This window comes from Enterococcus sp. AZ188 (assembly GCF_050544075.1).
GTDB classification, from domain to species: Bacteria; Bacillota; Bacilli; order Lactobacillales; family Enterococcaceae; genus Enterococcus_D; species Enterococcus_D entomosocium.
In genome coordinates this window covers 3064428-3090622 of sequence record NZ_CP172943.1, presented here as the reverse complement: position 1 = coordinate 3090622, position 26195 = coordinate 3064428, and the positions used below count along the sequence as shown (strand labels likewise).

26 protein-coding genes are annotated in these 26195 nt (G+C 43.3%); 18 read left to right on the top strand and 8 right to left on the bottom strand.

Annotated elements, in window-relative coordinates; genetic code table 11:
- Positions 1–6 precede the first annotated feature (6 nt).
- Positions 7–2922: an FAD-binding protein gene (locus IGI86_RS14205; protein ID WP_430617480.1), complete on the top strand. Its 2916-nt coding sequence runs from the start codon at positions 7–9 to the stop codon at positions 2920–2922.
- Between the two features lie 276 nt (positions 2923–3198).
- On the opposite strand, the gene IGI86_RS14200 is transcribed toward IGI86_RS14205, so the two are convergent.
- The 5 genes from IGI86_RS14200 to IGI86_RS14180 all read right to left on the bottom strand — a co-directional run bounded on the left by IGI86_RS14200 (position 3199) and on the right by IGI86_RS14180 (position 6399).
- Complete coding sequence (locus IGI86_RS14200; RefSeq protein WP_430617479.1) at positions 3199–3453, bottom strand: hypothetical protein; 255 nt, start codon at positions 3451–3453, stop codon at positions 3199–3201.
- Between the two features lies 1 nt (position 3454).
- The gene (locus tag IGI86_RS14195) at positions 3455–3622 is read right to left on the bottom strand and encodes a hypothetical protein (RefSeq protein ID WP_005234033.1); all 168 of its coding nucleotides are present in this window, start codon (positions 3620–3622) and stop codon (positions 3455–3457) included.
- A 223-nt stretch (positions 3623–3845) separates the two neighbouring features.
- Complete coding sequence (locus IGI86_RS14190; protein ID WP_005228413.1) at positions 3846–4619, bottom strand: ABC transporter permease; 774 nt, start codon at positions 4617–4619, stop codon at positions 3846–3848.
- 5 nt (positions 4620–4624) lie between these two features.
- Entirely contained in the window at positions 4625–5428 is an 804-nt protein-coding gene (locus tag IGI86_RS14185) for an ABC transporter permease (protein WP_008380552.1), read from the bottom strand.
- Complete coding sequence (locus tag IGI86_RS14180) at positions 5425–6399, bottom strand: ABC transporter ATP-binding protein (RefSeq protein WP_005234036.1); 975 nt, start codon at positions 6397–6399, stop codon at positions 5425–5427. Before IGI86_RS14180 ends, IGI86_RS14185 begins: the two co-directional genes overlap by 4 nt.
- A gap of 396 nt (positions 6400–6795) precedes the next feature.
- On the opposite strand from IGI86_RS14180, the gene IGI86_RS14175 reads away from it, so the two are divergent.
- A complete protein-coding gene (locus IGI86_RS14175; RefSeq protein ID WP_008380555.1) occupies positions 6796–7464 on the top strand; it encodes a CPBP family intramembrane glutamic endopeptidase in 669 nt (222 codons plus the stop codon).
- Between the two features lie 46 nt (positions 7465–7510).
- Here the strand turns inward: IGI86_RS14175 and IGI86_RS14170 are convergent, their stop codons facing one another.
- Positions 7511–8302, bottom strand: coding sequence for a helix-turn-helix domain-containing protein (locus IGI86_RS14170; protein WP_008380558.1), 792 nt, complete (start codon positions 8300–8302; stop codon positions 7511–7513).
- A gap of 235 nt (positions 8303–8537) precedes the next feature.
- Between IGI86_RS14170 and IGI86_RS14165 the strand changes: the two genes are divergently transcribed.
- From IGI86_RS14165 to IGI86_RS14155, 3 genes are all read left to right on the top strand, one after another.
- Entirely contained in the window at positions 8538–9551 is a 1014-nt protein-coding gene (locus IGI86_RS14165; protein WP_144330909.1) for an acyltransferase family protein, read from the top strand.
- A 177-nt stretch (positions 9552–9728) separates the two neighbouring features.
- A complete protein-coding gene (locus tag IGI86_RS14160) occupies positions 9729–10793 on the top strand; it encodes a DUF1002 domain-containing protein (RefSeq protein ID WP_008380562.1) in 1065 nt (354 codons plus the stop codon).
- 160 nt (positions 10794–10953) lie between these two features.
- Positions 10954–11325 (top strand): YccF domain-containing protein, encoded by a 372-nt coding sequence (locus tag IGI86_RS14155; protein WP_008380564.1) that lies wholly within the window; start codon positions 10954–10956, stop codon positions 11323–11325.
- A gap of 257 nt (positions 11326–11582) precedes the next feature.
- On the opposite strand, the gene IGI86_RS14150 is transcribed toward IGI86_RS14155, so the two are convergent.
- Positions 11583–12434, bottom strand: coding sequence for a MurR/RpiR family transcriptional regulator (locus tag IGI86_RS14150; protein WP_008380566.1), 852 nt, complete (start codon positions 12432–12434; stop codon positions 11583–11585).
- A gap of 152 nt (positions 12435–12586) precedes the next feature.
- Here IGI86_RS14150 and gnd point away from each other — a divergent pair, with 152 nt between their 5' ends.
- The 11 genes from gnd (at position 12587) to IGI86_RS14095 (ending at position 21881) form a co-directional block, all read left to right on the top strand.
- Positions 12587–13486, top strand: a complete 900-nt coding sequence (gnd, locus tag IGI86_RS14145) for a phosphogluconate dehydrogenase (NAD(+)-dependent, decarboxylating) (RefSeq protein WP_008380568.1) — start codon at positions 12587–12589, stop codon at positions 13484–13486.
- 11 nt (positions 13487–13497) lie between these two features.
- On the top strand, positions 13498–14499 hold the full coding sequence (locus IGI86_RS14140; protein WP_008380570.1) for a D-isomer specific 2-hydroxyacid dehydrogenase family protein: 1002 nt from the start codon (positions 13498–13500) through the stop codon (positions 14497–14499).
- A 15-nt stretch (positions 14500–14514) separates the two neighbouring features.
- Positions 14515–15618: an iron-containing alcohol dehydrogenase family protein gene (locus tag IGI86_RS14135; protein WP_008380572.1), complete on the top strand. Its 1104-nt coding sequence runs from the start codon at positions 14515–14517 to the stop codon at positions 15616–15618.
- Between the two features lie 11 nt (positions 15619–15629).
- Entirely contained in the window at positions 15630–16463 is an 834-nt protein-coding gene (locus IGI86_RS14130; RefSeq protein ID WP_008380575.1) for a PTS mannose/fructose/sorbose/N-acetylgalactosamine transporter subunit IIC, read from the top strand.
- A 19-nt stretch (positions 16464–16482) separates the two neighbouring features.
- Positions 16483–17340 carry a PTS system mannose/fructose/sorbose family transporter subunit IID gene (locus IGI86_RS14125; protein WP_008380577.1) on the top strand — a complete coding sequence of 286 codons (858 nt, stop codon included), beginning with the start codon at positions 16483–16485 and terminating at the stop codon, positions 17338–17340.
- Between the two features lie 17 nt (positions 17341–17357).
- Positions 17358–17864: a PTS system mannose/fructose/N-acetylgalactosamine-transporter subunit IIB gene (locus IGI86_RS14120; RefSeq protein WP_005234049.1), complete on the top strand. Its 507-nt coding sequence runs from the start codon at positions 17358–17360 to the stop codon at positions 17862–17864.
- 110 nt (positions 17865–17974) lie between these two features.
- A complete protein-coding gene (locus tag IGI86_RS14115; protein WP_016621659.1) occupies positions 17975–18850 on the top strand; it encodes a hypothetical protein in 876 nt (291 codons plus the stop codon).
- Positions 18851–18874: 24 nt separating this feature from the next.
- Positions 18875–19330: a PTS sugar transporter subunit IIA gene (locus IGI86_RS14110; RefSeq protein ID WP_016621658.1), complete on the top strand. Its 456-nt coding sequence runs from the start codon at positions 18875–18877 to the stop codon at positions 19328–19330.
- 20 nt (positions 19331–19350) lie between these two features.
- The gene (gene uxuA / locus IGI86_RS14105; RefSeq protein WP_430617478.1) at positions 19351–20448 is read left to right on the top strand and encodes a mannonate dehydratase; all 1098 of its coding nucleotides are present in this window, start codon (positions 19351–19353) and stop codon (positions 20446–20448) included.
- Positions 20445–21062, top strand: coding sequence for a bifunctional 4-hydroxy-2-oxoglutarate aldolase/2-dehydro-3-deoxy-phosphogluconate aldolase (locus IGI86_RS14100; RefSeq protein ID WP_430617477.1), 618 nt, complete (start codon positions 20445–20447; stop codon positions 21060–21062). Before uxuA ends, IGI86_RS14100 begins: the two co-directional genes overlap by 4 nt.
- A 96-nt stretch (positions 21063–21158) precedes the next feature.
- A complete protein-coding gene (locus IGI86_RS14095) occupies positions 21159–21881 on the top strand; it encodes an HAD family hydrolase (RefSeq protein WP_430617476.1) in 723 nt (240 codons plus the stop codon).
- 262 nt (positions 21882–22143) lie between these two features.
- On the opposite strand, the gene IGI86_RS14090 is transcribed toward IGI86_RS14095, so the two are convergent.
- A complete protein-coding gene (locus IGI86_RS14090) occupies positions 22144–22938 on the bottom strand; it encodes an AraC family transcriptional regulator (protein WP_172634710.1) in 795 nt (264 codons plus the stop codon).
- Between the two features lie 266 nt (positions 22939–23204).
- Between IGI86_RS14090 and IGI86_RS14085 the strand changes: the two genes are divergently transcribed.
- Both IGI86_RS14085 and IGI86_RS14080 read left to right on the top strand, forming a co-directional pair.
- Positions 23205–24821, top strand: a complete 1617-nt coding sequence (locus tag IGI86_RS14085) for a glycoside hydrolase family 43 protein (RefSeq protein WP_430617475.1) — start codon at positions 23205–23207, stop codon at positions 24819–24821.
- Positions 24818–26143, top strand: coding sequence for an ABC transporter substrate-binding protein (locus IGI86_RS14080; RefSeq protein ID WP_430617474.1), 1326 nt, complete (start codon positions 24818–24820; stop codon positions 26141–26143). The genes IGI86_RS14085 and IGI86_RS14080 overlap by 4 nt, the downstream gene beginning before the upstream one ends.
- Positions 26144–26195: the final 52 nt, after the last annotated feature.

Genomic DNA, 26195 nt, shown 5'->3' with positions numbered 1-26195 from the left:
ATTTTTATGAAAAAAGAATTATTTGAACCGATCAAACTATCTTCTAGCGTTGAACTTAAAAATCGACTCGTTATGGCACCTATGACAACTCAATCTGCTTTTTACGATGGTGAAATAACGGAAGAGATCATTGAATACTATCGCTGTCGTGCCGGTGCAGCTGCGGCAGTGATCGTAGAAAGCTGCTTTATCGAAGAACATGGGCGTGGGTTTCCGGGAGCACTCGGGGTAGATACAGACAAGAAAATTGCTGGGCTCACTAGATTAGCAAAAGCCATCAAAGAAAAAGGCTCGAAAGCGATCCTGCAAATTTATCATGCTGGACGAATGGCATGGCCTGAGTACAATGGTGGAGTACAACCGATTTGCGCAAGTCCCGTCGCAGCGTTACGACCAAACGCACCTGTTCCGAAAGAAATGAGTAATGATGAGATCCTAACGATGATTCAACGATTTGGAGACGCGACTAGGCGTGCGATCAAAGCTGGTTACGATGGTGTGGAGATACATGGTGCGAATACCTTTTTGATCCAACAATTTTTCTCGCCCCATTCAAATCACAGAAACGACCATTGGGGAGGCAGTCTGGAAAAAAGAGCGCACTTTCCATTAGCCGTATTAAAAGAAGTACAGCGGGTCCGTCAAGAAGAATCGGTTGAAGACTTTGTTATCGGTTATCGTTTTTCGCCAGAAGAAATGGAAAAGCCTGGGATTTGTTTTGAAGAAACGATGTACTTGTTGAATCAACTAGCGAAAAGCAAGCCAGAGTACCTTCATTTTTCAATGGGAACCTATCATCGCAGTTCTATTATTGATAACGAGAGCAGCGAGCCATTGATTGTGAAGTTTTTAACAATTCGTTCGCCTGAACTTTCGACTATTCCGATTATAGGAGTGGGCTCTATCTTGCAACGAGAAGACGCAGAAGCAGCACTGAAAATTGGCTACGATTTGCTTGCCATCGGGAAAGGATTTTTAGTCGAACCTAATTGGGTTCAGATGATCGCCGAGAAGAAAGTTGTTCGTCATTTTGCTCTTAGTCATGCGCAAAGTGAGTTGAAAATCCCAACACCATTGTGGCAGTTTATGGAAGATATGGTCATTGATCCAGAAGAGGAGAAACAAAAGCATGAACGCTTGAAAGAACTCCAAAAGCGGAAAGTCGCTTACCAACCAGGGACATATCTTGTACAAGCCCAAGGACACAATAGTCCGATTGAAATGCAAGTGACTTTTTCAAAGGAAACGATTGAAAAGATTACGATTGATAAAGGCAATGAATCTGAAGGTTTATCTGATTTAGTCTTTACGAGAATTCCGGCACAGATCATTGAAGGACAAACGCTGAATGTCGATGCTGTTTCTGGTGCTTCTGCTTCCAGTCAAGGGGTGATCGCAGGGGTGGAAGAAGCGGTAAAACTTGCAGGCGCCGATGTAGAGGTCCTCAAAGCACGGCCAAAGCCAGTCGTGGCTTGGTCAGAAGAAGTGGTTGAAGAAGCAGTTGATGTAGTGATCATTGGCTCAGGCGCCGCTGGGCTTGCTGCTGCATTGCGAGCGGATCAGTTAGAACGAAAGGTCATCTTACTGGAAAAATTAAGTTTTGTGGGTGGAGCGATCTCTATTAGTGGTGGAAACCAAATCGTGACTGGTTCGAAACTACAACAGATTGCTGGTGTAAAAGATGATACACCGACAGCAAAGGTGGCTGATTTTCTGGAAAACGGGAATGGGCTGAACGATCGAAACCTTTTGACCCTTTTCGCTGAGAACGTAGGAGAAACCACAGATTGGGTCCATGAATACTTAGGTGTAGCCTACGATATGAAGCAAGGGCTGCACGTCCTACCAGAATATCAAAAAAATCGCGAACTTGCTTATCAAGGGGGCGGCGCTGGATTTGCCCAGACCGTCCGTAAAACACTACAGAATAGTGCGGTTCGGGTCTTGCTCCAAACGAAAGCCCAACAGCTACTAGTAGATGATCAAAATAATGTCATAGGCGTCAAAGCCCTTGAAGAATCAGGGAAAACACATATGATCTATGCCTCAACAGTCATTATGACAACCGGTGGCTATGGGAATAATGCCTCTTTACTCAAGGAAAGATTCAAGCAAATTTTGTATTATGGACTAAAATCTGCCACCGGCGATGGTCTGTTGATGGCAACCATCCCTGCTTTAAAGGCACAAATACGAGCGATGGATCAAGGAAAAATCTATCCCAATGGATTGGAAGTTTCTCAAGGTGTGGCGAAATCAACGATTGGCGGCAATCTGATCGTGCTGAAAGAAAACGGTATTCTAGTGAATCAACTTGGAAAGCGGGTAGTCAACGAACGAGCTAGCAATAAGTTAGTATTAGAAGCATTATTAAGACAACGCTCGCCAATGCTTTATTTATTGCTAGACGGCAAACATTTTGAGCATTTCAGCCAAGGCGTAGCAGAAGGGGGAATCACCAGTGAAGAGCTGGCTTGTTGGATTGCGCAAGAAGGAAAGGCCACGCCTCGCATCCTTAAAGCAGCCACATTAGAACAGTTAGCCATCAAAGCGCAGATGCCTGTAGAACAATTGATCGAAACAGTGGATAATTTTAACTACTGGGTAGCGCAAGGAAGCGACGAAGAGTTTCACCGTGCACCTGAATACTTGCAAGAACCGATTGGTGTAGGTCCCTATTATCTTATCGAACAAAAGCCTCGATTTGCGACTACGCTAGGTGGGTTAGCGGTCAATCGTTCGTTACAAGTTTTGAATCAGCAAAACCAGCCCATTAAAGGGCTCTATGCTGCAGGTGAAGTAGTTGGAGGCGTCATGGGATCAGACTCTCCATCTGGTGCCAATAATGCCTGGGCATTGACTTCTGGGAAATTAGCAGCAGAAGCTGTTTGGGAAGTGACGAAAGGACCGAAAAAAGCGTAGAATCCGCTTTTTCGCTTTATTGTTAAATTGAGAAAACAGCGTCGATGACGGATCAGCTAGGAGAATCCTTCTATAATTATCTTTCAGAAATTTGGCTAGAATCAGAGTGATTTAGGTCGTTTCTCTAGATAATCAAATCAGCAAAAAAACCAGAACGATCCTTTCGGAGGTCCTGGTTTTTTCGTGTGATTTTAACAAACTTGTCGGTTACGACTGATTGGTCGCCTGTAGCCACTGTCAATCTACTTTGCAAAAAAACATAAGTGGTACATCGTTCTACATCGGACTTGGAAGAGTGATCGGCGAACGCACGGCATCCACAAAGGTTGCTGCGAAGATGGGGACGATATCACCGACATCAAAGGTGCATATGTTGCTTTCGCTAGACTTGATAAAGAGCAAAAGAACAGCGATTTGTTTGAAGGTGGACACAAATTGTGTGTGTCCAATAGCTTCTAAATCGGGTGTAATGACTAAAACAGCCTCGTTTGTTTCGGTAGGTTCGTAGCCATCTCCCCGTGTTTTTGACAACTTAAAGTGTATTTGAATAGAAGAAAACGTAAGAAATGGCAATCAAGCAAACCAACAATAAACCAGAGAGTGACAGAAAAAGCAGCATGATTCGTTTCTTCTTCAATCCAAGTACAAGTATCACTACATTCAATAGAAAGAAAACAAGTAAAATCGCTAAATATTCCATAACTGGTCCTCTTTTACGTTTTTATTTATCTTACCAGAGATTGCTTGCTTTTCCTAGCCAGTTTTTGTCTTTAAGGGGATAAATATTTACAGTATATCGGTGACGTGATTGCTCGAATAAAAAAGCGACTGAGCAATTTTACAATTATCGAAAAGAAAAAGAGCACCAATCATTAGAGGATGCGTCTTCAATGATTGATGTCTATAAGGGATTCTTGCTTGTTCTACGAACCCGTTGAAATATAATTCTTCAAACCTACTCGCCAAAAGAAGAAGGCGGGAAAGGCAAAGAGCAGACAAACCAACGGTGATAAGATCCACCAAGGATTAGTTACCCGACCAATGACATACAAGAATGGATAATACTGAAACCAAGCCATCGGCACGACGTAGGTCAACAAACGCAAGACGTGTTTTCCGTAGATACTAAATGGGTAGCGACCAAATTCTCGGGCACCATCGGTAAAAATATTCATAAATTCAAGTCCTTGGATCGTAAAGAAGGAAATGGCGGCATACACTAAGAACAATAGGGCGAAAAAGAGGGCGCCGCAGACGATCATTAGAAAAAGAGTCAGGACATTTCCAAAATGCCAAGCAATTCCACTATTGGGAATCGCATACGCAAACAACAGCAAGGCTTGAATAAAACGACCGAGACGAGAGAACTCCATTTTGGAAGCTAAGACTTGAAAGATCAAGGATCGAGGACGCACGAGTGCCCGATCGAACTCGCCATTACTGATCATTTGTGGAAAAAGATCGAACCCGCGAAAGAAGCATTCCGCAATCGAAAAGGCAAACAAAACCGTCGCAAAGGAAAGCAGGACTTCCTCAAAGGTAAAGCCATCCACTTGATGAAACCGGGTAAACATAAACCAAATGCCTAAAAAAGCGGTAAAGGAACCTAGAAATTGTCCCAAAGCAGTTAACACAAAGGAAACCTTATACTGCATCTGACTTTTGAGATGAATACAAAAATAATGCCAATAAACCATATTCCTTAACCTCCTTGCACAACGACACGTTTGAGTGCCTGCTGCAGCCAAATTTTTCCGATCGCGATCAAAAGTACGAGCCAAAACGCTTGTAAGAGCAATGCTGAAACAAGCGCAAAGCCAGTCAGATCCCCGTTGTAAATTCGCAGCGGGACGTTTTGCATGGAAGCAAAAGGCAATAGTTCCACGAATTGGCGAAAAGGCTGTGGAAAGAAAGGCAGAGGAATGACCCCGCCAGCTAAAAATTCACCGATGGAGCTGATGACGATCCGCACCCCGATGGAGGATAATGTATAAAAAGTCGAGATATAGACCAGCTGCGACATAGCGATCACTACACCTAAACTCAGCGCCATAGACAAAAGAAACAAGAACAGGGCAACGATGTTTGCTGGCAGAATCAAGCGATAAGGTGCTGGCAGTAAAAAGGCAATCACAAAAATCGGTCCGCAACGCAAGACGGCTTTTGCTAAGCGATTGGCAGCCGATTGGCAAAACCAGCGATTGTATAGATCCATCGGCCGCACAAGTTCGTAGGCGATCGTCCCTGTGGTGATGGTATTGAAAATTTCTGCCTCAAAGAACCACAACATAAATAAAGACAAGAAGGCTTGCTGGAGCCAAACATAGGAGACGGTTTGTTGAAAGGTCATGGGAAAGGCACTAGGATCTGCTTGGTAAAAGGCGTGGAATGCCAGAATTTCCATCAAGCCCCAAGCTAGTTGCGTAGCCATCCCGGCAATTGCCGCCGAGCGGTATTGCAAGGTATTGATAAAGCGAATGCGGAAAAATGCCTGATACTTCCTCATATTTGATACTCCTGATACAGCTTAGCGACCATTTCTTCGGCGGTGATACTGGCAACGGCCAAATCGGTGATCTCGACTTGATTGCTGAGCAGACTGAGCAGCTGAGCGACCGACACTTCTTTGGGATCAAGTTTCAGAACAAGGCGACCAACGTCTTTTTGAAGCAGCTGGACGTTTTCTGGCAGATGAGGTTCATTCCCTTGATAGTCGATCTCCAGCGTTTTGACATCAGAAAAACGATGCTTTAGTTCATCGAGGCGACCATCCAGCAAAATTTGCCCTTTGCCGATCAACAGAATTCGCTGTGTCAGCGCCTCGATATCTTGCATATCGTGGGTCGTCAGGATGACTGTGGTGCCTTTTTCTTGGTTTCTTTTTTTAATAAACTGACGCACGGCAATCTTTGATACAGCATCTAAACCGATGGTGGGTTCATCAAGAAATAAGATTTTGGGGTCATGGAGTAAGGAGGCGGCGATCTCACAGCGCATACGCTGACCGAGACTCAAGGACCGAGCAGGGGTTTTTAAGATCTCACCTAAATCTAGTAAGGTGACTAATTCTTCTAGGTTGCGCTGATAACTAGCAGCGTCGACTTTGTAGATATCACGGATCAAATCAAAGCTGTCATTGACGGGGACATCCCACCAGAGTTGACTGCGCTGTCCGAAGACGACGCCGATGTCTTTGACATGTTGAATACGTTCTTGCCAAGGCGTACGACCATTGATGTGACAAATGCCTTGATCAGGGGTCAAAATCCCGCACATGATTTTTATGGTGGTACTTTTTCCAGCACCATTAGGCCCGATGTAGCCAACCATTTCGCCTTCATTGATGGTAAAGCTGATGTCTTGCAACGCATGGACGGTGGTGGTTTCACGAGAAAGAAATGCTTTGGCTGCTTGGCGAAAGCCGCTTTTTCGCTTGGACACTTGGAAGGTCTTGCTGAGGTGTTCTACTTGGATCATTTGGATTCACTCACTTTCTTTTGACAAACGCGACAAAAAGAGCATTCGAAATCGAATACTCGCAACGAGTTGGTCCAAACGAACATGGTTGGGGCAGCGGTTCGTCAGCCAAACAAAAGTAGGAACAGTGTAGCATAAGAGAGCGCTTTTTTCAAACACTACTTATATTTTTTTGAGGGCAGCGAAAGAAAAAACGTGGTTTGTTGGATAAAATACGCAAAATAACTGTTTTTATTTTTTATTTGTTGTAAATACTGAGGAAACTCAGTATCATTAGAAACAAGCCGATAGTGGCTAAGTAGTTTCTGGATATATGGGGAACCAAGTGATGGACTGTGTCATGATTTGTCGTAACCCAATCCTGCAAAATGCAATGAGCAAACGATGGAGGAGAGCATGAAAGCAGTAAAGAACTTATTTATTTTGATTGGCTTATTCTTACTAAGTCAAGTAGGGATGACCGTATTCAGTGTGGTAAAAATCTATTATTTGGAAGCAGGAGAGCCGAGGATTCCTGCGATGATGAGCTACGGGTTGATTGCCTTGCTTTTGGCAAACATTGGCCTACTGATGTATTTGGCTCGGAAGCTAGGACTTGCCACCTTTGACTTTGGCTGGTCAACGAAGCGCAACTGGCTATGGATCATCGGTGGTTTTGTTTTAGGTCGAGTCGTTGCTGTTGGTGGTACCATGTATCTGCAGCATATATCCGATCAAGAGGCGACCGCGAATGATGCATTGTTAGGGGAACTGTTTACAGGCGAAAATCCGCTTTTGATCTTCCTATTGATCGCTGTGGCGGCGCCAATCATGGAAGAAATCGTTTTCCGTGGTGGGTTTATCGGCCTTTTATTCAAGAAATACCCGATAGTCGGGATCATTTCAAGTGTAGCCGTTTTTAGTATCATCCATTCCGTCACCAACCTGATCGAGTTTTTGATCTACGGTGCTATGGGTCTGATCATGGCGTTGATTTATGTAAAAACTAAGCGTCTAGAAACAGCCATCGCCATGCATTTTCTCAATAACGCCTTGGCGGCGATCGCAATGATCTTGCTAGGATAAGAAGTCAGCAAAAAACCACCGATCAAAACGATTCGGTGGTTTTTGTTTACTCTGGCAGTTGTCCTTGTTCAAAGGGTAATTGTTCCAGTTCTTCTGCAGTAAAGAGGAGATCGCCTTCGTCTTCGATAGAAAATGCGTCACCTGCTGCAGATTTTTGATAGGCGCGCGCTTTATTCATATTACGAAGATAAAGATCCTTGTTTGCATTTAATTCTGGTGCAGCTAAATTGTCTTCGCGATTGCTGCGAATGACGATTTTGCTTGTTTGCGTGCCAAAATGAAAACCGTGATAACCCGAAACCATTAATTGGCTGGCATTTTCGCTGCTGTATTCTTTATAACCCGATAGACGGCCCGTTTTTACCATTGGCCGATCGATCGTATAAGTGATCAAGTATTCCGTATCTTCAGGCAGCTGAATCACTTGTCCGGTTTCCTGATTCGTTATCTCAGTGGCAGGCAAGTGGTACTTTTTAATAGAAGTGATCGTTAGGTCTTCTTTTGTGAAAAAGACTGGATCGATCCAAAATCCTGCCAGCAAAATCGTACTTAAGCTAATACTGAGAACAGTCAAAAGGGCGATCAATACGAGGCCAATTCGTTTTCGGTGGGTGGTCAGATTGAGTTCTTGGACCATCTGTTTGTCTTCTTTTAATAAATAGTCCAAGGTCAATTCAAAATAGTTGCTCAGTTTGACTACTTGGTCTAGATCAGGATAGCTCTTGCCGTTTTCCCATTTTGAAATCAGTTGCCGAGTGACAAAAAATTCCTGCGCCAATTGTTCTTGCGTGAGATTTCGTTTGGTGCGTTCTTCTTTAATAATTTTCCCAATATCCATGTGTCTGTTTTGCCTCCATCATTCTTCTTATATATTATAGCAAACTCTTTTCTATGCGAACGAGGATCTATGAAATTAACGATGCAACAAAGGGTAACATCCTTTATTTATCAATGTTTCTACTTGTTGCACTGTCTTTCTATTCTGGAAGCTTTCAGTGCTGGTCAGAAAAAGAAAGGTCCAGTAGAGTGAAGTATGTTTGATCAAATTTGACGGAGAAAGGAGAAACGATCGAATGAAGACAAAACACCTTATGGTTCCAATTGGCTATACCCAATTCTTCGCTTCCTTACTGGTGATTCTCGTTCACTGTGGTCGACTGGCAGAAAACAACGGGCTTCATTTTTTGTTAAAGAGTCTCTTATGTCGTTTGGCGGTTCCTTTTTTTCTGCTGCTGAATGGCTATTTTTTTCAAAAGAGCACCTGTTCATGGCAGCAATGGTGCAAACGACAACTCAAGCTTTATTTGCGTTGGTCGATCGTGTATCTTCCCTTAGGTTGGTTTTATTTAGGACAGCAAAATCTTGCCGATCCATTACGGGTCATCGGTTTGGCTGCTGGCTTTTTAACAGTAGGGGTCTGGTACCATCTTTGGTATTTTCCAGCGTTGCTCTTTGGCATGTGGTTAGTAAGGAAAACCCGTTTTCTTGGCTATCGGTGGCAGTTTTTACTGGCGATCAGTTTGTATTTGATTGGCTGTCTTGAAACGTACAGCAGTTATTTAAGTGGACCTTTATTGGTATTTTATCAAAATTATCGGACCCTATTTTTTACAACGAGAAACGGTCTTTTTTATGGGTTTCTTTTTTTGCTGTGCGGGTTTTGTTTAGGTGAACACCAGAAACGTCCTTTTTTCACGAAGCATCTTGGCAGAAAATTCGCGGTCTCTCTTTGCTTATTAGGCATTGAAGGTCGACTGGTGTATCTCAATCAGGGGGACGATAAGAATTTCATGCTGTTCTTTGTGCCGACGACTCTTTTTTTCCTTGCTTGGCTGATCAAGCAGCAACCACAAAAGCGGACTTGGCAAGCAAAACAAGCAGCTGAGGCTAGTCGATTGATCTTTCTGAGTCACCCGCTGTTTCTGGAATCCGGGAAAGTCTTTTTTTCACTAGGAGGGTTTCCGTTGTTCTTTTATACGATAGTTTTAACGGGAGCCTTTCTCGGCTTGAGGAAAGTGGGCAGCCGTTTAAAATCCTATGCTGTTGGGTTTGCTAAAAAAACAGTTGATGAAAAGAAAAGCGCCTAAAGTATTACTGTACCAAGGATAATACCAAATTGCGCCTTTTTTAAATAGCAGCAGAGTTCTAAGTTTTTCTTCATTTCAGACCCTAGACGTAGGCTTTGCAAGAAAACCTATAGTACAATAACAGCAGTAAGAGGGGAAAATCCCTGAAAAAGAGATCAACACTTGGAGGATATAGTGATGAAAAAACAGACTCGAAAACCAGCGATGATTTTAGCGACTCTCTTGGTATCTAGCCAAGTTTTATTAGCAGCACCACAAGTTTTTGCTGACGAAACCAATTCAACGACGAGCAGTTCCACTGCAACAAGCAGTTCTACCGCAACGACAGCCACTACCGACAGTCAAACAAGTACCTCTGACAGCAGTTCAGATCGTTTGCAAGTCAATGCTGTGGCGATCGGAAATGCCTTGACGAAAGCACAAGAAGACTACACACTTGAGCGCTTAGGCATCCAAGGCGAAACACCGATTTATACGACAAACGGTAATGACTTGATGAAATACATTCCCGATGGCGGCTTTACTGCAGATTGGGCGGTCTATAGCTCGGTCAGAATGCAGACTTTAGAAAGCGGGGCAGGAATCACTGTCGATATCGCGACACCAGATAACATTACCCGCATCACTGCAGCCCAGTACCAAAATGCAGCGCTGACGGCAGGAATCACTGATGCGAAGCTAACGGTCGCTTCTGCCGTACCGATCGACGGTTCCGGAGCTTTAGCTGGGGTATACAAAATCGTTGAAGAATCAGGCGGCGTCATCAATCAGAATCGAGTAGCTGTAGCTCAAGATGAGATGGATGTGCTTTCTACGATCACCGAAGAGAACAAAGACAAAGAAGGCTATTCCGATGAAGCTTTGAATGCTGCGCAAGAACAAGCGAAAACCGATTTGGCTGCTCAAACCGCAGATGGTACGGAATTGACTCAAGCAGATATTCAAGAGACAGTAGAAAAAGCCTTGAAGGACAACGGACTGGAAGGAATCGTTACGGAAAATCAAATTTCTGAATTGACCTCTTTAATGAGCGACATGCGAGACAACAATATCTTCGATGACTTCATCAAAGAATTGGATCTGTCAGAAGCTCGCAAGCAAATCGAAGAAACCTCTAAGGGCCTTTGGGAAAATATCAAGAGCTTCTTTAGCGGCATCTGGTCTTCGATCACCGGTGTCTTCGGCAATGACTCAAATGAATCAAATAACAGCAGCGAATCAACGGTTGATTCTGGACAATAAGCATTTTACAAAATAACGTATTTCGCTTGTATTAAGAAAAAAGAGAAGAGCGCAGGGGAAGGAGCAGGGACGCTAGTGCACATCTGAGTGCTAACGATGTCCTCTGCTTTCTTTGCTAAAACAGGAGCAGTCTTTATTAAAAAAGAAGGAGGGCAATCAGATGAATTTTTTAGGCAACGTGATTTGGTTTGTCTTTGGCGGCTTGATCGGTGCGATCTCATGGTTTTTGGCTGGGTGTTTATGGTGTATTACCATCATCGGCATTCCCATTGGTCTGCAATGTTTTAAGTTTGCGACTTTGTCATTAGCACCATTTGGGAAAGACATCGTTTACCGTGGCGGTGGCGTGTCCGTGATTCTCAATATTTTATGGTTGATTTTTTCTGGTATACCACTGGCTTTAGGACATTTAGCTAGCGCAGTCCTTCTAGCCATCACGATCATCGGCATTCCATTTGCGGCGCAATCATTGAAAATGGCGCGCTTAGCGTTGATGCCCTTTGGAGCAGAGATTGTGTCTAGTCGTTATTGATTTACCCCAAAAAATAGTCTTAAAAAACCACATTACAGAGCGGATAGCTTTGTGATGTGGTTTTTTTGCGAATATCAGCAAGAGTAAGGAACAAGATTTTTGGCAGGCTCACCGCAGTTGAATTTCAGAACTGAAAAAGTTGTTAAGAAACCAAAGAAGAGGACAGGAAAAAACACACAAGTTTTTTTGCATATCAACCGTGATTCACAAAAGATTTAGCGAAACACAGAAAAATGTTAAGTTTTTTTCTTCCCTTCTCAGGGTTCTTTGATTTTTGAAATGGAGCGCCGAATTTTGGCAATCGATTGTTGTGCTTTGTCTCGATTAATAAACATTAAGATGACATAGAGGGAATCCATGATGCTCAGTTGAGCGATTCTGGATGCCAATGCCTCTGAGCGAAACTCAGTTTCTTCGGAAATAGAGATGAAAACCACGTCGCCGAGTTTGGCTAAAGGAGAAGCAGCATGGCTAGTAATGACGATAATTTTGGCACCATTGTTTTTGGCAACTTGAGCTAGTTCAATGGTTTCTCTTGATTTTCCAGTATGAGAGATAAAAATGCCGCAATCATCTGGCGTCAACAATGAAGCCTCCATCAGTTGGATGTGATAATCACTGCTGTGGAAAACAGTGATCGGCGAGCGCAAAAATTTGTGATAGGCATCGGTTGCCACGATTTCTGAACCACCAACGCCGAAGAAAAAAAGTCGTTTAGATTTATTGATCATTGCAGCAGCAATCTTTAAATCTTCTTCTTTTAAAAGATTTTTGGTATCAGTCAGTGTGGTCATATTGGAATCAAATACTTTTTGAGCCATAGTCAATTCATTATCAGACTTCTGGATATTTTCATGGATCGAAATGGCAGAAAAATCATTTTCCTGCATCAGCATTGCCATTTTGAAGTCTTTAAATCCGTTGTAACCGAGTTTTTTTGTGAATTGAAAAAAGGTCGAATCAGCGATGCCTAATTCATTGGATAAATCACTGATTGAACTGTGGCTGACTTTACTAGGATTTTCCAAAATGTAGTCGGCAATCGCTTGTTCTTTGAGACTTAAGTCTTTATAAAGCGTTTTTATTTGCAGTCGAATCGAAACAGTCAAAGACGGTTACCTCCTTTATATGAACATTATCATCTTTGTATTGTTACGTTACCTCTTTTAAAGAAAAAAAGCAAATAAAAATTATTTTTATTTTTATTGTTTACAAAAAAATATTTTTTTGTATAATGGAAGTATGAAATGGAGGCGCTATCATGGAGGTAGGAATTATCGGACTTGGAAAAATGGGATTGAACTTAGCCCTCAATTTAAAAGATCAAGGTTATCAAGTAAAAGGGCTGGATCTTTCGGTACATGCGCAGAAAACAGCGCAAGAAGCTGGAATCACACTCTATCAAACGCTAGCTGATTTGACGAATTCCTTTAGCGGCCGACGGATTTTATGGTTGATGCTTCCTGCGGGAACGGTGACTGAGGGGGTTCTTGAAGAACTATGGACCCTTGTATCAGCGAAAGATATCGTGATTGAAGGCGGAAATTCTAATTACAAAGATTCGATTCGCCGAGCAGCCTGGTTTAAAGAAAAAGAGGTGCATTACTTTGATTGTGGGACTTCTGGTGGGGTTTCCGGAGCTAGAAAAGATGCATGTTTGATGATTGGCGGGAATGAGATCGCTTTTTTAGAGGTGGAATCTTTGTTTGCAGATGTGGCTGTTTTAGGAGGCTACCTTTACGCAGGGGAATCAGGAAGCGGTCATTTTCTAAAGATGGTCCATAACGGTATCGAATATGGAATGATGCAAGCGATCGGTGAAGGCTTTCAATTGATTGAACAAAGTGCCTATAACTTTGATTTGGCTTCCGTCGCGGAGGTATGGAATCATGGATCGGTTATTCGCAGCTGGCTGATGGAAATCGCAGCGGCCCAATTTAATGAGAGCCCTAAGTTGGAGGAATATCGCGGGGTTGTTGCAGCTTCTGGTGAAGCTAGGTGGACAGTGGAAACGGCTTTGGAGATGAATGTTGCTGTACCGACGATCGCTATGAGTTTGTTTATGAGAAATTTGTCCCAAGAAGAAGACAGTTTCTCAGCAAAAGTCGTCTCTGCGCTAAGGAATGGTTTTGGTGGTCATGAGATTGTTGCAAAAGAGTAAGGAGGAAGAATATGGAACAGTTTAAGATCGCTATAGTGAATTCCAGCAGCTTTGGAAAAATCTTTCCGCAACATATCGAGCGGTTGAAAGCAATCGGAACTGTCAGTCCTTTCACGTTCGATAGCGAAATCAACGGGAAAGAATTGGCAGAAAAGCTTAAGGGATACAACATCATTATAGCAAGTGTTACCCCATTTTTTACCAAAGAATTTTTTGAGTACAAAGATGAATTGCTACTGATCACACGCCACGGGATCGGCTATAACAATATTGATTTAGAAGCAGCGAAGGACCACCAAACGATTGTTTCGATCATTCCAGCTTTGGTCGAGCGTGATGCAGTAGCAGAAAATAATGTGACCAATCTATTGGCGCTTCTGCGCTGTACAGTTGAATCGAATACAAAAGTCCGCGAAGATCAATGGGAAAAACGAGCGAACTTTGTCGGACGCGCACTATTTAACAAGACAGTAGGCGTGATTGGTGTCGGCAATACTGGAAGTTGTGTAGTAGAAATATTGAGAAATGGTTTCCGCTGCGAGATTTTGGCATACGATCCATATAAGTCCGCTTTGCATATTCAAAGCTATGGCGGAAAAAAAGTCGAGCTAGACGAGCTGCTAGCAAAATCAGATATTATTTGTCTATGTGCTAACTTGACGGAGGAAAATTATCATATGATTTCCTTTGAAGAAATTTCAAAAATGAAAGATCAAGTGTATCTCTCCAATAGTGCCCGTGGCGCACTTTTGAATGAAGAGGCAATTGTAAGCGGATTAAAAAGTGGGAAAATCGCTGGTCTTGCCACCGATGTCTTAGAGGAAGAGCCTGGTCATAAAGATCATCCGTATTTAGCTTTTGAAAATATAGTTATGACACCGCATACATCAGCTTATACTATGGAATGCTTAGAAGAGATGGGAAACAAATGTGTAACGGATATTGAACGAATCGTTAAGGGACTGCTGCCAGACCGTGCTGTTCAAGCGGAAAGTCGGTTTTTGGCTGTATAAAGGAGAGTGAAGCTCGTGCTAACGGATTTAAAAGTAAAGGTTGGACCGCAAGTTTATCGTTACCATGAAGGCGCGATCGACTATGTGCCGGAAGTATTAAAAGAGTACAAAGTAAAACGACTGCTGCTCGTACATGGAACGGTTTCATGGGAAAAAGCGAAACCAAAATTACCCTTTTTAGAAGATGGGCATTTGGAAATTTTTTATCATCGCTACACAGGAGAATGTAGCTATTATGGCGCTGGACTGATTGCTGATCTTGTTGAAGAACTGGCGATCGATTTTATTCTGGGGGTTGGTGGCGGGAAGTTAGCCGACTTAGTGGGATATGCAGCACATGTAGTCAATCGACCCTTTGGACTGATCCCAACATTGGCCAGTAATTGTGCACCATGGACACCCTTGTCTGTCATGTATAAAGAGTCGGGAGAATCTGAAGGGAAGTCGGAACACTATTTAAGACAGGCTGCTTTTTTGATTACCGATCCGACGTTAGTGATCGATGCACCAGTCTCCTACTTTATCGCCGGTTTAGCAGATACGTTGGCAAAGTGGATTGAATCGGAAGCAATCTTAGCCCAACCACATTTGAAAAATGAGCCTTTCTTGCAACTGGCAGGCTATACAGCAAAATTATGCGAAACAGCTATTTTGACACAATCGAAACAAGCGATTGAAGATATGAAGCGGCAGGAAGTGACAGACGCCTTTTGTCATTTGTCGGAGATCGTTATTGCAGTTGCTGGAATGGTAGGCGGGCTAGGCGATAAATATGCCCGCAATGCAGCGGCGCATGCGATGCATGATGCCATCAGTAAATATCTGCCTGAGAGTCATCGTTTTCTTCACGGGGAAAAGGTTGCCTATGGGATGTTTTATCAATTAGCGCTTGAAGAAAAATGGACGGTCATCGATCAGTTGATCCCCTTTTATCAAGAATTGCACTTACCAATGAGTTTACATCAAATGGGTATTTTTCCTGAAGATGCACAAGTCATTGATCAGTTGGTGCAGTTCATAGATTCAAAAGAAAAAGTACACTTGATTCCAGTCTTAATCACCAAAGAACGCTTGAAAGAAGCTGTTCTTGATTTAGAAAACTATTTGAAAGAAGTTTAGGAGGAGGAAAAATGGATACATTAAGTGTTACACAAAGTTTACTGATTGCGCTATGGGTTGCAGCAGTCATGTCTCGTTGGCTCGGCGGAGGCGCCACACTGACTTTACGTTTTTCACCGTTGATGACGGGATTAGTTGTCGGACTGGTGATGGGAAATGTGCCTCAAGCCATGATCGTCACTGCCGCTTTACAAATGATTTACATGGGGGTATTTTCTCCCGGCGGATCCATGCCGGCGGAACCTTCGATTGCAGCGGCGATTGCCGTACCGGTAGCTTTGCTAGGAAATCTGCAACCAGAAGCAGCGATTGCTGTTGCCGTACCTGTTGGTTTGCTAGGGAGTTATTTGTATCAGTTCCGTTTCTTTATCAATACCTTCTTAGGAAAATATACGGATAAAGCAGTGGAAGATCTTAATGACAAAGCAATGACTCGTTCAATTATTTTATACCCAACGCTGGCTTCATTTATTTTATTTGTTCCGCTGGTATTTATTGCACTTTATTTAGGCGCTCCACTGATTGCTGATGTCATCAATGCTCTTGAGGGGACAGTCGTTATCCATATTTTAGAAGTAGTCGGCGGCGGATTGGCAGCGATCGGGATTGCAACTACCGTCTATGTGATCGGTCGAAAAGATTATATGGTCTTTTTCTTCTTGGCCTATTTCATGAGTGTAGTTTTCAGTTCGCTAGAAATTACCATGGTCACCTATGCGATTTTTGGTATTTTGATCGCGTTGATTTTTGTTCAGTCACAAAAAGGAAAATTGGCCCCAGCCCCAGAAACGAATACAGCATCACCATCCTTTGATGATGACGATGACTATGATGACGGGTTCTAATCGATAAGGAGGAGCAGTAATGACCGAAATAATTCAAAAAGCGCAAGGCGCACCGGAAGAAATCACGAAGAAAGATGTCACAAAAGCATACCTAAGATGGCATTTCGCCAATGAGATCCCGCATTCGTTTGAACGGTATTTATCACCATCGCTTTTATACGCCATGATGCCGATTTTGCGCAAACTTTACAAAGACGATGAGGCACTGAAAGCTGCCTACAAACGCCAACTGTTGTTTTTCAATACCCAGCTAAGTTGGGGTGGCGGTGTTATTACTGGGCTGATGTCATCAATGGAACAACAGCGGGCCGAGGAAGAGCATGAGAAAAAAGAGATCTTGATGCAGGATGATCTAATGTACAACACGAAAGCTGGTTTGATGGGTGCTTTAGCAGGAATCGGGGATGCCATCGACTCAGGAACCGTTCAATATATCTTTATTGCGATTGCCGTCCCTTGGGCACAGCAAGGAAGTCCGCTAGGTGCGTTGTTTCCGTTCATTTGCTTTGCACTGTATCAAGTTTCTCTAGGAATGTTTTTTGCCCGCCAAGCGTTCTCAATGGGACGCAACGCAACTGGCTTGATGCAGAGTACAGGTGTTCAAACTGCCATTGAAACACTGTCGGTTCTCGGTTTGTTTATGATGGGGGTTCTGGCTGGAAACTATGTCAAAGTCAGTTCTTCGCTGCAGTTTGATATTTCTGGACGAGAATTTATTATCCAAGATATCCTTGATCAGATTGTACCAGGGATCTTGCCGTTAGCAGTTGTAATGGGCGTCTACTGGTTCTATACAAAGAAAGGATTAAAAGTCACGCAAGCATTGCTATGGCTGACTTTGATTCTGATTATTTTAGCCGGTGTCGGTATTTTATAAGAAAAGGAGTGTCAAAAATGGGTGTAGTAAATTTAGCACGAGTAGACGAGCGATTGATCCATGGGCAGGTCATGATGACCTTGTCGCAAAAAAGCGGAGTCAATTCGATCTTTGTAGTGGATGAAGTAGTAGCTAAGGATAAGTTCATGCGGGAACTATACAAAAATGCCGGTAGCCGAACAGGGCAAAAAACGATCGTCGTTACACCAGAAAAAGCCAAATTTTACTGGGATGAATACAACTTCAAAGATTACAACTGTATCTTGATCGCCAAAACCGTCAGCGTGATGTACGACTTAGTCAAACACGGCGTGCCGATGAAAGAATTGAACATAGGCGGTATTGCCCAAAAAGATCCCGAGAAGGATCTCTTGGTAACAAAATCTGTTTATTTAAATCAAGCTGATGCGCAAAAACTCAAAGAAATGAATGAAGAATATGGTGTGGAATCAATCTATTTTCAGGCAACGCCTTCTGCACCGAAATCAACACTGAAGGATGTTTTGAAACAGTTCAAGTTATAAGTAGCATACTAATTCATTTATATCTAAGGAATATTGTGAGGGAAGCTGGGGGATCTCGCAAGGAAAAGAGGTCCTCCAGTGTCAGTAATTTGTGAATAGGAGAATCTGCCATGAATCAAACAGAAGCATTTCGTGATTGGCTTTTTCGTTATCGGTATGTCTATCGGTCGCGATCAACGGATAAAAGCAAACAAAGATTTTTGAAGGCACTCATCGCGGATATCATTCCATTTCGCAAAGACCTTCAGGTGATCGAGTATGATCACACGAAAAAAAACGCCTCACGCAATTTGTATGTTGGTGATCTGACCAAAGCAAAACGGATCATCTGCACATATTATGATACACCGCCAGAGCATTTCGGCGATTACCATTTTTTTGATCGGCAGGAGCAAGGCCGTAAAACAAATCAATTTATTCTGACTGCTTCAGCAGTGATGATTCTTTTAGGGTTGTTGGGGACTTGGCTTTATATCCACTTTGCCTCAGGGAGATTTCCCTTATTGTCTTGGCAAACAGCGCTTTTTGCTTCAGGGGTTGGTATTTATTTTCTGCTATTAAATCGCGTAAGCCGCGGGGCAGGATTTCAGCAAAATCTAACCCGCAATACCTCCTCTATCTTAGCGCTGCTGTCCTTGATCAGTCAAAACAGTCAAACAGCGACGGCCTTCGCATTTCTTGATGACGGAAGTTACGGAGAACGCGGGTTGGAAGTGTTACGTGATTCAGTAAGGCCGAATGCGAAGATTTATTATTTAGATTCTATTGGTGCCGATGCTCCGATTCGAGCTATCGGCAAGCAATTCAATGAAGGGCAACTGCAGCAGTTGGCGATCGAACACAGTAGTGAAGCAATGGGCAGCATCAACTATCTGTTTTGTGCAGAAAAGCAGCAGGATCAGACGTATGTGCTGCCTAGAAAACAATTAAAGCAAAAAGAGCTGAATCTGAGGAATATGCAAAAAGTTCTTGCGTTATTTGGTTAGGAAGCGAAAAAGGAGGAATAACATTTGTTAGGAATCGTATTGGCAACTCACGGACAGCTGAGTACTGGTTTTAAAGATGCTGCAGAGGTGATCATGGGCAGTGTCGAAAATATTGCGGTCGTTAATTTGAACCACGGAGAGGATATTCAACTTCTGGGAAACAAAATCCATGAAGCGATTCATGAAACAGATCAAGGGGACGGTGTCTTGGTGTTTGCTGATCTATTGAGTGCCAGTCCCTACAATCAGTCGGTTGTTACGATCAATCAATTAGATGAACCACTTCAGGAAAAGACGTATGTGATCGGCGGAGTGAATCTACCGATGGTATTAGAAGCAATCAATCACCAATTTTTGGCGACACCGATTGAACAGGCGGTGGCAGCAGTGATCCAGCAAGGAGAAAACAGTGTAGCGCTTTGGCACAATTCTTCAGCAGGTGATAGTAGCGAAGAAACTGATGAGGACGATGATTTTTAAAAACGAAAGGATGACAGCAAATGCAATGGGGGTTTCGATGGTACGGGGAAGGGGATACGATCCCGTTAACGAATATTCGACAAATTCCAGGAATGCACGGCATTGTAGGAACACTTCTAAATAAAATGCCTGGAGATGTCTGGGAGATTTCCGAAATCAACGCACTAAAAGCATCAATTGAAAAAGAGCATCTTTCACTATTAGGGATTGAGAGTGTGGCGATCCACGATGCGATCAAAGCCGGAACAGAGGAACGGGATCACTACATCGATCAATATATTCAAACAATTCGGAATTTAGCAGCTTGTGATGTACATATGATCTGCTATAGCTTCAAACCGATCTTCGGCTGGGCAAAAACAAATCTATTTTATCAAAACGAGGATGGCAGCTTCTCTTTGCTCTATGATCAAGCCGTTGTGGATGATATGGAACCTAGTGAGATGTATACGCTGATCCATAGCCAATCAAAAGGCTTTAAATTGCCAGGCTGGGAAGAAGAACGACTGAAAAAGTTCCAGCGTTTGATGGCAACTTATGAAGGGGTCACTCAAGAGATCCTCTTTGATAACTTAAGCTATTTCTTAAAGCGGATCATTCCTGTGTGTGAAGAAGTAGATGTGAAAATGGCGATCCATCCGGACGATCCACCTTGGGAAATTTTTGGTTTGCCACGGATCACCAAAAATTTAGAGGACTTGAAAAAAATCATGGCCATCGTGGATACGCCTTATAATGGGGTAACGTTGTGCACCGGTTCGTTAGGTGCCGATCCAGAAAACGACATGGTGGAGATCGTTCATGGCTTAAAAGGCCGCATCAACTTTGTTCATTTTCGCAATGTGTTGTTTATGGGGGAACGCAAATTTAAAGAATCTGCCCATCTTTCCACTGAAGGATCGTTAGATATGTATGCCATTATGAAAGCCTTGGTTGAGGTCGGTTTTGATGGTGTCATCCGTCCTGATCACGGGCGGACGATCTGGGGGGAAGTGGCGATGCCAGGCTATGGTCTGTATGATCGCGCGATTGGTATCAGTTATCTTCAAGGGCTTCATGAAGCCGTCTTGAAAGAGCAAATGCAATCGAGGGGAACGAAGGGAGGAGAGAGCGTATGACACTCTATGAACAATTGGCAAAAACAAGGGTGTTGCCTCTTTACACTGCAACAGACCTTACCTATTTGCCAGTAGTAGAATCACTGCTGATTGAGCATGAACTGTATTTTATTGAAGTGACCTTCCGCAGTGACCTTGCTTTAGAAGCGATTGAAAAACTCTCTCAATCGGGCAAATTGATCGTAGGCGCAGGCACGGTCCGCACCTTAGAACAAGCGAAAGCAGCGGTTGAGAAAGGGGCGCGCTTTATTGTTTCCCCTGCTCTTGTACCTGATGTGGTGGAATTTTGTCTTGTCGAAAACATTCCAGTGTTTCCAGGGACAGCTACCCCCAATGACATTCAACGGGCAACGGATTATGGCTTATCAGTTGTGAAATTTTTCCCTGCGGATATCTACGGGGGCTTGTCGGCAATCAAAGCCCTCAGTGGTCCGTTTTACGATATTCGATTTGTCCCAACTGGCGGAATCACTCTCGAAAATGTTCAAGACTATTTATCTGATCCGCAAGTATTAGCGGTTGGCGGCTCCTTCATTCTGTCAGAAGCGCTAGTAAAAGAAGGGCGGGAAAAGGCTGACAGCCATTTGGCGCATGTAAAATCATTGCTAAGTTGAGCAGTCAGCTGTATATAAACAAGATGAAGCAATGGGTGCCAAAGGATTTTGGTACCATTGCTTTTTTATTCGCAGAAAAGCAAAGGAGGCCATAGGATGGAGAAGATAAAACTGGTGATTTTTGATATGGACGGTTTGATGTTTGAAACTGGTCGGTTAGCTTACCGCGCCTATTTAAGAGCCGCGGAGGAGTATGATTTTGAAGTTTGCCAAGATGTTTATTATTACCTGACTGGCAGAACGGAAGCAGATATTCGTAAAGGGATGCAGGAACTCTATGGCAGTACGGTACCAACGGATCGGTGGCGAGAAGCGATGAATCGTCAGAAAGAAGTGATTTTAGCTGAAGAAAAACGGGTGTTCAAAAAGCCCGGCCTTCTTGAACTATTGGAAGCATTAAAAAAACAAGATTGCTTGATAGCCGTGGCGTCCTCTTCGTCGAAAGAAAAAATCAAGGCGTATTTTGAAATGGAACAGATGCCAGATTGGTTTGATACGGTGGTTTCTGGGGATCAAGTGCGAAAGGGCAAACCTGATCCAGAAATCTTTCTGACAGCATGCCAACAATTAGGCGTAAAGCCTGAAGCAGCCTTGGTATTAGAAGATTCTCTAGCCGGCATAAGAGCCGCAAAACAAGCCAAGATCCCAGCTTTTCTGATTGCGGATGATTTGAGTATTTTGCCAGTCAAGAAAAATGGGAAGTATCCTTTGCTTAAACAGCCAAAACTTGAGCAAGAAGTAGCTGCACAGGTGAAAAATTTTTCTGATCTGACGGAAGTCAGAGACTGGCTAGTCGTGAATCATTTTTCTTGGGCTTGATCGTTATTCCAAGAAGCTTCGATAAAGCAAACGGCATTAAGCAAGAACATACGGTGCTATAAATCAGGCATAGCGTTGCGGAATCGGTAAAACAACAAAGGTTGATTTTGGCAATTGGTTTTTTCCTGCTCATGTCTCTATGAAGAAGGGGAGAGTTAGAACGTTTTTCACTACTTTCTGGGAACGTGGCAAAAGGCTGACTAGAAAAACGAGTAAGATTGTAGCAGCTCACTTTATAAGTAAGTGAAGCTGCTTTTTTGCGCTATTCCTTCAGCAACGAAAAATGAGCATTGTGTGTTAAGCGGTATTCTTTCGGAGTCAGTGAGGTCAAAGCTTTGAAATTTCGATTGAAGGTTCGCACATTTTGAAAGCCAGCCTGTTCTGCTACTTCCGTAATCGGCAAGAGACTATGAGTCAGCAAAAAAGAGGCATGGCGAATTCTTGCTTGATTCAAAAGCCGAGGAAAGGTGCTTTTCAATTTCTCAGTGATCATTCTGGAAACGTAGACGCTACTATAACCGATACTGCTGCTTAGTTTTTCGAGCGTCAGCTCTTCTTTGAAGTGTGACTCGATATAGGCAAGCAGCTGGATCAGGATATCCTCTTGGTTTTTGGCTGGTAGTAAAGTCGTTTGGTGCTCAAAAAGGTAAAGGACTTGATACAGTGCCGATTTTCGTAAATAGAGGGAATCCGTTTCAAATAAAGGATAATACAGCTGATTTGCGACAGACGGATCAATGGTGATAACGGGATCTGACAAAGCGAAATCTTTGGTTTTGGCATAAAAATCTGGAATAAACTCCGGCGAAAAAACCAGAATATGCAGTTGTGATTCCTTAGGGGTTTCGATGGCATGGGTCTGGTAAGGCATGACTAATAACACTTGGCCAGTTGTAAGGACATAGGGACTTTCTTCGATTTTGACAACCGCTTCGCCGTCACTACAAAAAAGCAATTCAAAGGAACGATGAAAATGTTCCATGTAATTAAGCGAGTAGGGATGGTAACTGGAAACGCCTAGGTATTCGCCAAAATGATATTCTTCTAAAATGGTCACGCAATCTTTCCTCCATTTTTTGTCTATCGATGTGTGGAAATCGTCCTGTGAATGATAGCGATTTCATTTTATAATTATGACAGTTCAGCTGAAGAAAGTAAATAGAACAATGATTAGTGAATATTTTTAAAATGGACTGCAGTAACAAGTTTCTTTTTTTAGTTAGGTATATTAGTAAAGAAAACTTACTAACTGAAAGAAGTTCATTCCTACTGACTCTCAGTTGAATCACAAAATGCCAAAAAGGGAAAGAGGAGGAAATTTTTTTGATTACCAATCCGATACTAACAGGCTTTCATCCAGACCCGAGTATTTGTCGTGCAGGAGAAGATTATTACATTGCTACGTCGACCTTTGAATGGTTTCCAGGTGTGCGCATCTTCCATTCAAAGGATTTGAAGAACTGGCGCTTGATCAGTACACCAGTCAATCGTGTCAGTCAGTTGAATATGCTGGGAAATCTTGATTCTGGGGGCGTTTGGGCGCCAAACTTAAGTTACAGTGATGGTCGTTTTTGGTTGATTTATTCAGATGTCAAAACACAATCCAATAGCTGGAAAGATGTGAACAATTATTTGATCACCTGTGAAACCATTGATGGGGATTGGTCAGAACCAATCTATATGAACTCTTCTGGTTTCGATCCCTCGTTATTTCATGACGACGACGGCAAAAAATATTTTCTGAACATGGTCTGGGATTATCGCCCGACAAACCATTCCTTTTATGGGATCGCTCTCCAAGAGTTTGATTGGCAAGCCAAGAAATTGGTGGGGCAGCCCAAAATTATCTTCAAAGGAACAGAGCGCAAATTGACTGAAGCACCCGTTATGTATAAAGTAAACGGCTATTATTATTTATTGACGGCAGAAGGTGGCACCCAGTTTGAACATGCAAGTACCATCGCTCGTGGGACACACATTGAAGGCCCCTATGAAGTTCATCCTCAAAACCCTCTGATTAGTTCATGGGGACAGCCAGAGATCCCGCTACAAAAAGCCGGTCATGGTTCATTTGTGAAAACGCAGACCGATGAATGGTATTTTGTTCACTTAACAGGACGAGCGCTGAAGTATCCAGAAACGCCCCTCTTAGAAAATCGCGGCTATTGCCCGCTCGGACGAGAAACAGCGATCCAGTCTGTTTACTGGGAAAATGATTGGCCGTATATCACAGGCGGAAACTTTCCAAAAGCGGAGGTCCCACAGCCACAGCTGCCCGAACATCCGTGGGAAACAGAATCAGGCTTTGATGATTTTGAAGAGGTGTCGTTGGCACCAGTGTTTCAAACCTTGCGGATTCCTTTTTCTGAGGAGATCGGTAGTTTGACCGCACGACCAGGGTACTTGCGCTTGTATGGGCGAGAGTCGTTAAATTCCTTGTTCCATCAAGCACTGGTGGCAAGAAGATGGAGCGATTTTCGTTTCGAAGCAACGACTGCCGTCGAATTTTCACCGACCTCGTTTCTACAGTTAGCAGGCATGACGAATTACTACAATACACAAAACTGGTCGGCGATCTACATCACTCATGATGAGATGAAAGGCAGAATCATCACTGTATTGACAAGCGAAAAGGGCCAACTGAAGAGCCAAAAAGTATCAAAAGTTGTGATACCAGCCGATGTACAAACGGTCTACTTCAAAACGATCGTTAATTATGCCCACTATCAATACGCGTACTCCTTTGATCAAAAAGAGTGGCAGGTCATCGATCAGCTATTTGACAGCTTGCAATTGTCTGACGACTATGTGGCAGAACATTACGGTGGGTTCTTTACGGGGGCTTTTGTGGGGATGTTTGCGATCGATACGACTGGCAATCGTTTGGCGGCTGATTTTGATTCATTTGACTATCAAAAAATCGAGGAGGAAGAAAGATGAAAAATTGGAAACGGGTCTTACAAGCAGCGTCAGTGGCGGGCTTAGCGGCTTTTATGCTTAGTGGCTGCGGGAATGGTTCAGGAAACAGTGGCTCGGATAACAGCGCAACGGGAAGCAGTGGCAAGGATGAACTCGTGGTTTGGACCTTTACTTCAGAATTATCAACGATGATCAATGATTACTATTTGCCGGCGCATGACGATTTGGCCTATGACATTCGGATCGTGGAGATTCCTTCTGACCAATTCGAGACCAAGCTCGATCCGATTCTCGGTTCCAAAGATGCACCAGATGTGATTGCTTTAGAATCTGCCTTTGTCAAAAAATATGTGGAATCAGGGATGATGGCAGACCTTGGTTCACTGGGACTTGATGAAGCCGCGGCAGATACGTATCAATATGTCAAAGACGTAGGAACTTCAAAAGACGGGGTTCTTCATGCCTTGGCTTGGCAAGCTGCTCCTGGCGGGTTTTATTACCGGGCGTCGATGGCAGAAGAGCTGCTAGGGATCGATGATCCAGCGGCTGCGCAAGCGGCCTTGTCAGACTACGACAAGTTCTATGAGGAAGCCAAAGCAGTCAAAGAAAAAAGTGGTGGAACCACCTATATGATCTCTAGTGTCCAAGATTTGGCGAAGCCTTTTTATGGTCAACGCGAACATGGCTGGGTTGAAGACGGTAAATTAGTGATCGACGACAGTTTGTATGATTTGTTGGATATATCACGAAAATTTGTAGAAGAAGGCCTGACACAAGATACAGAAGGACAATCAGAAGCTTGGTTTGCTGGAATGAATAGCGACAATGTATTCGGTTATAGTTTGCCGACATGGGGGCTGCACTATTGGTTAAAACCAAATGCGACAGCTGCCGATAACTCCAGCTCAACAGAAGGGGACTGGCGCATGATCCAAGGACCGTCGTCGTGGTTCTGGGGCGGCACATGGATCGGTGCTACGGCAAATTCTGAGATGCAAGAAGAAGCGGCGCAATTGGTGGCTTACTTGACCACAGATCAAGCATTTTTAAAACAATGGGCCGAAGATACCGGTGATTTTGTATCGAATGAGCGAGTCGTTGAAGAAATTAAAAGCGAATACCAAGAGGAATTTTTAGGCGGTCAAAACCACTATGCAGAATTTGCCGATATGGTTCAAGACATCAACGCGAAAATTCTGACCGAGTATGACCAGACGATTGAAACCCTCTTTACGGATAGTTGTTTGACACCATATTCAAAAGGTGAAGTGGATCAGGAAACGGCGATCCAAAACTTTAAAGATGCGGTCGTCAATGCTTATCCAGATGTTCAAGTAGATTAGGTGTTGTTGAAACCGGCACCGAAGACGGGGTCGGTTTCAACCTTTTCTAGGT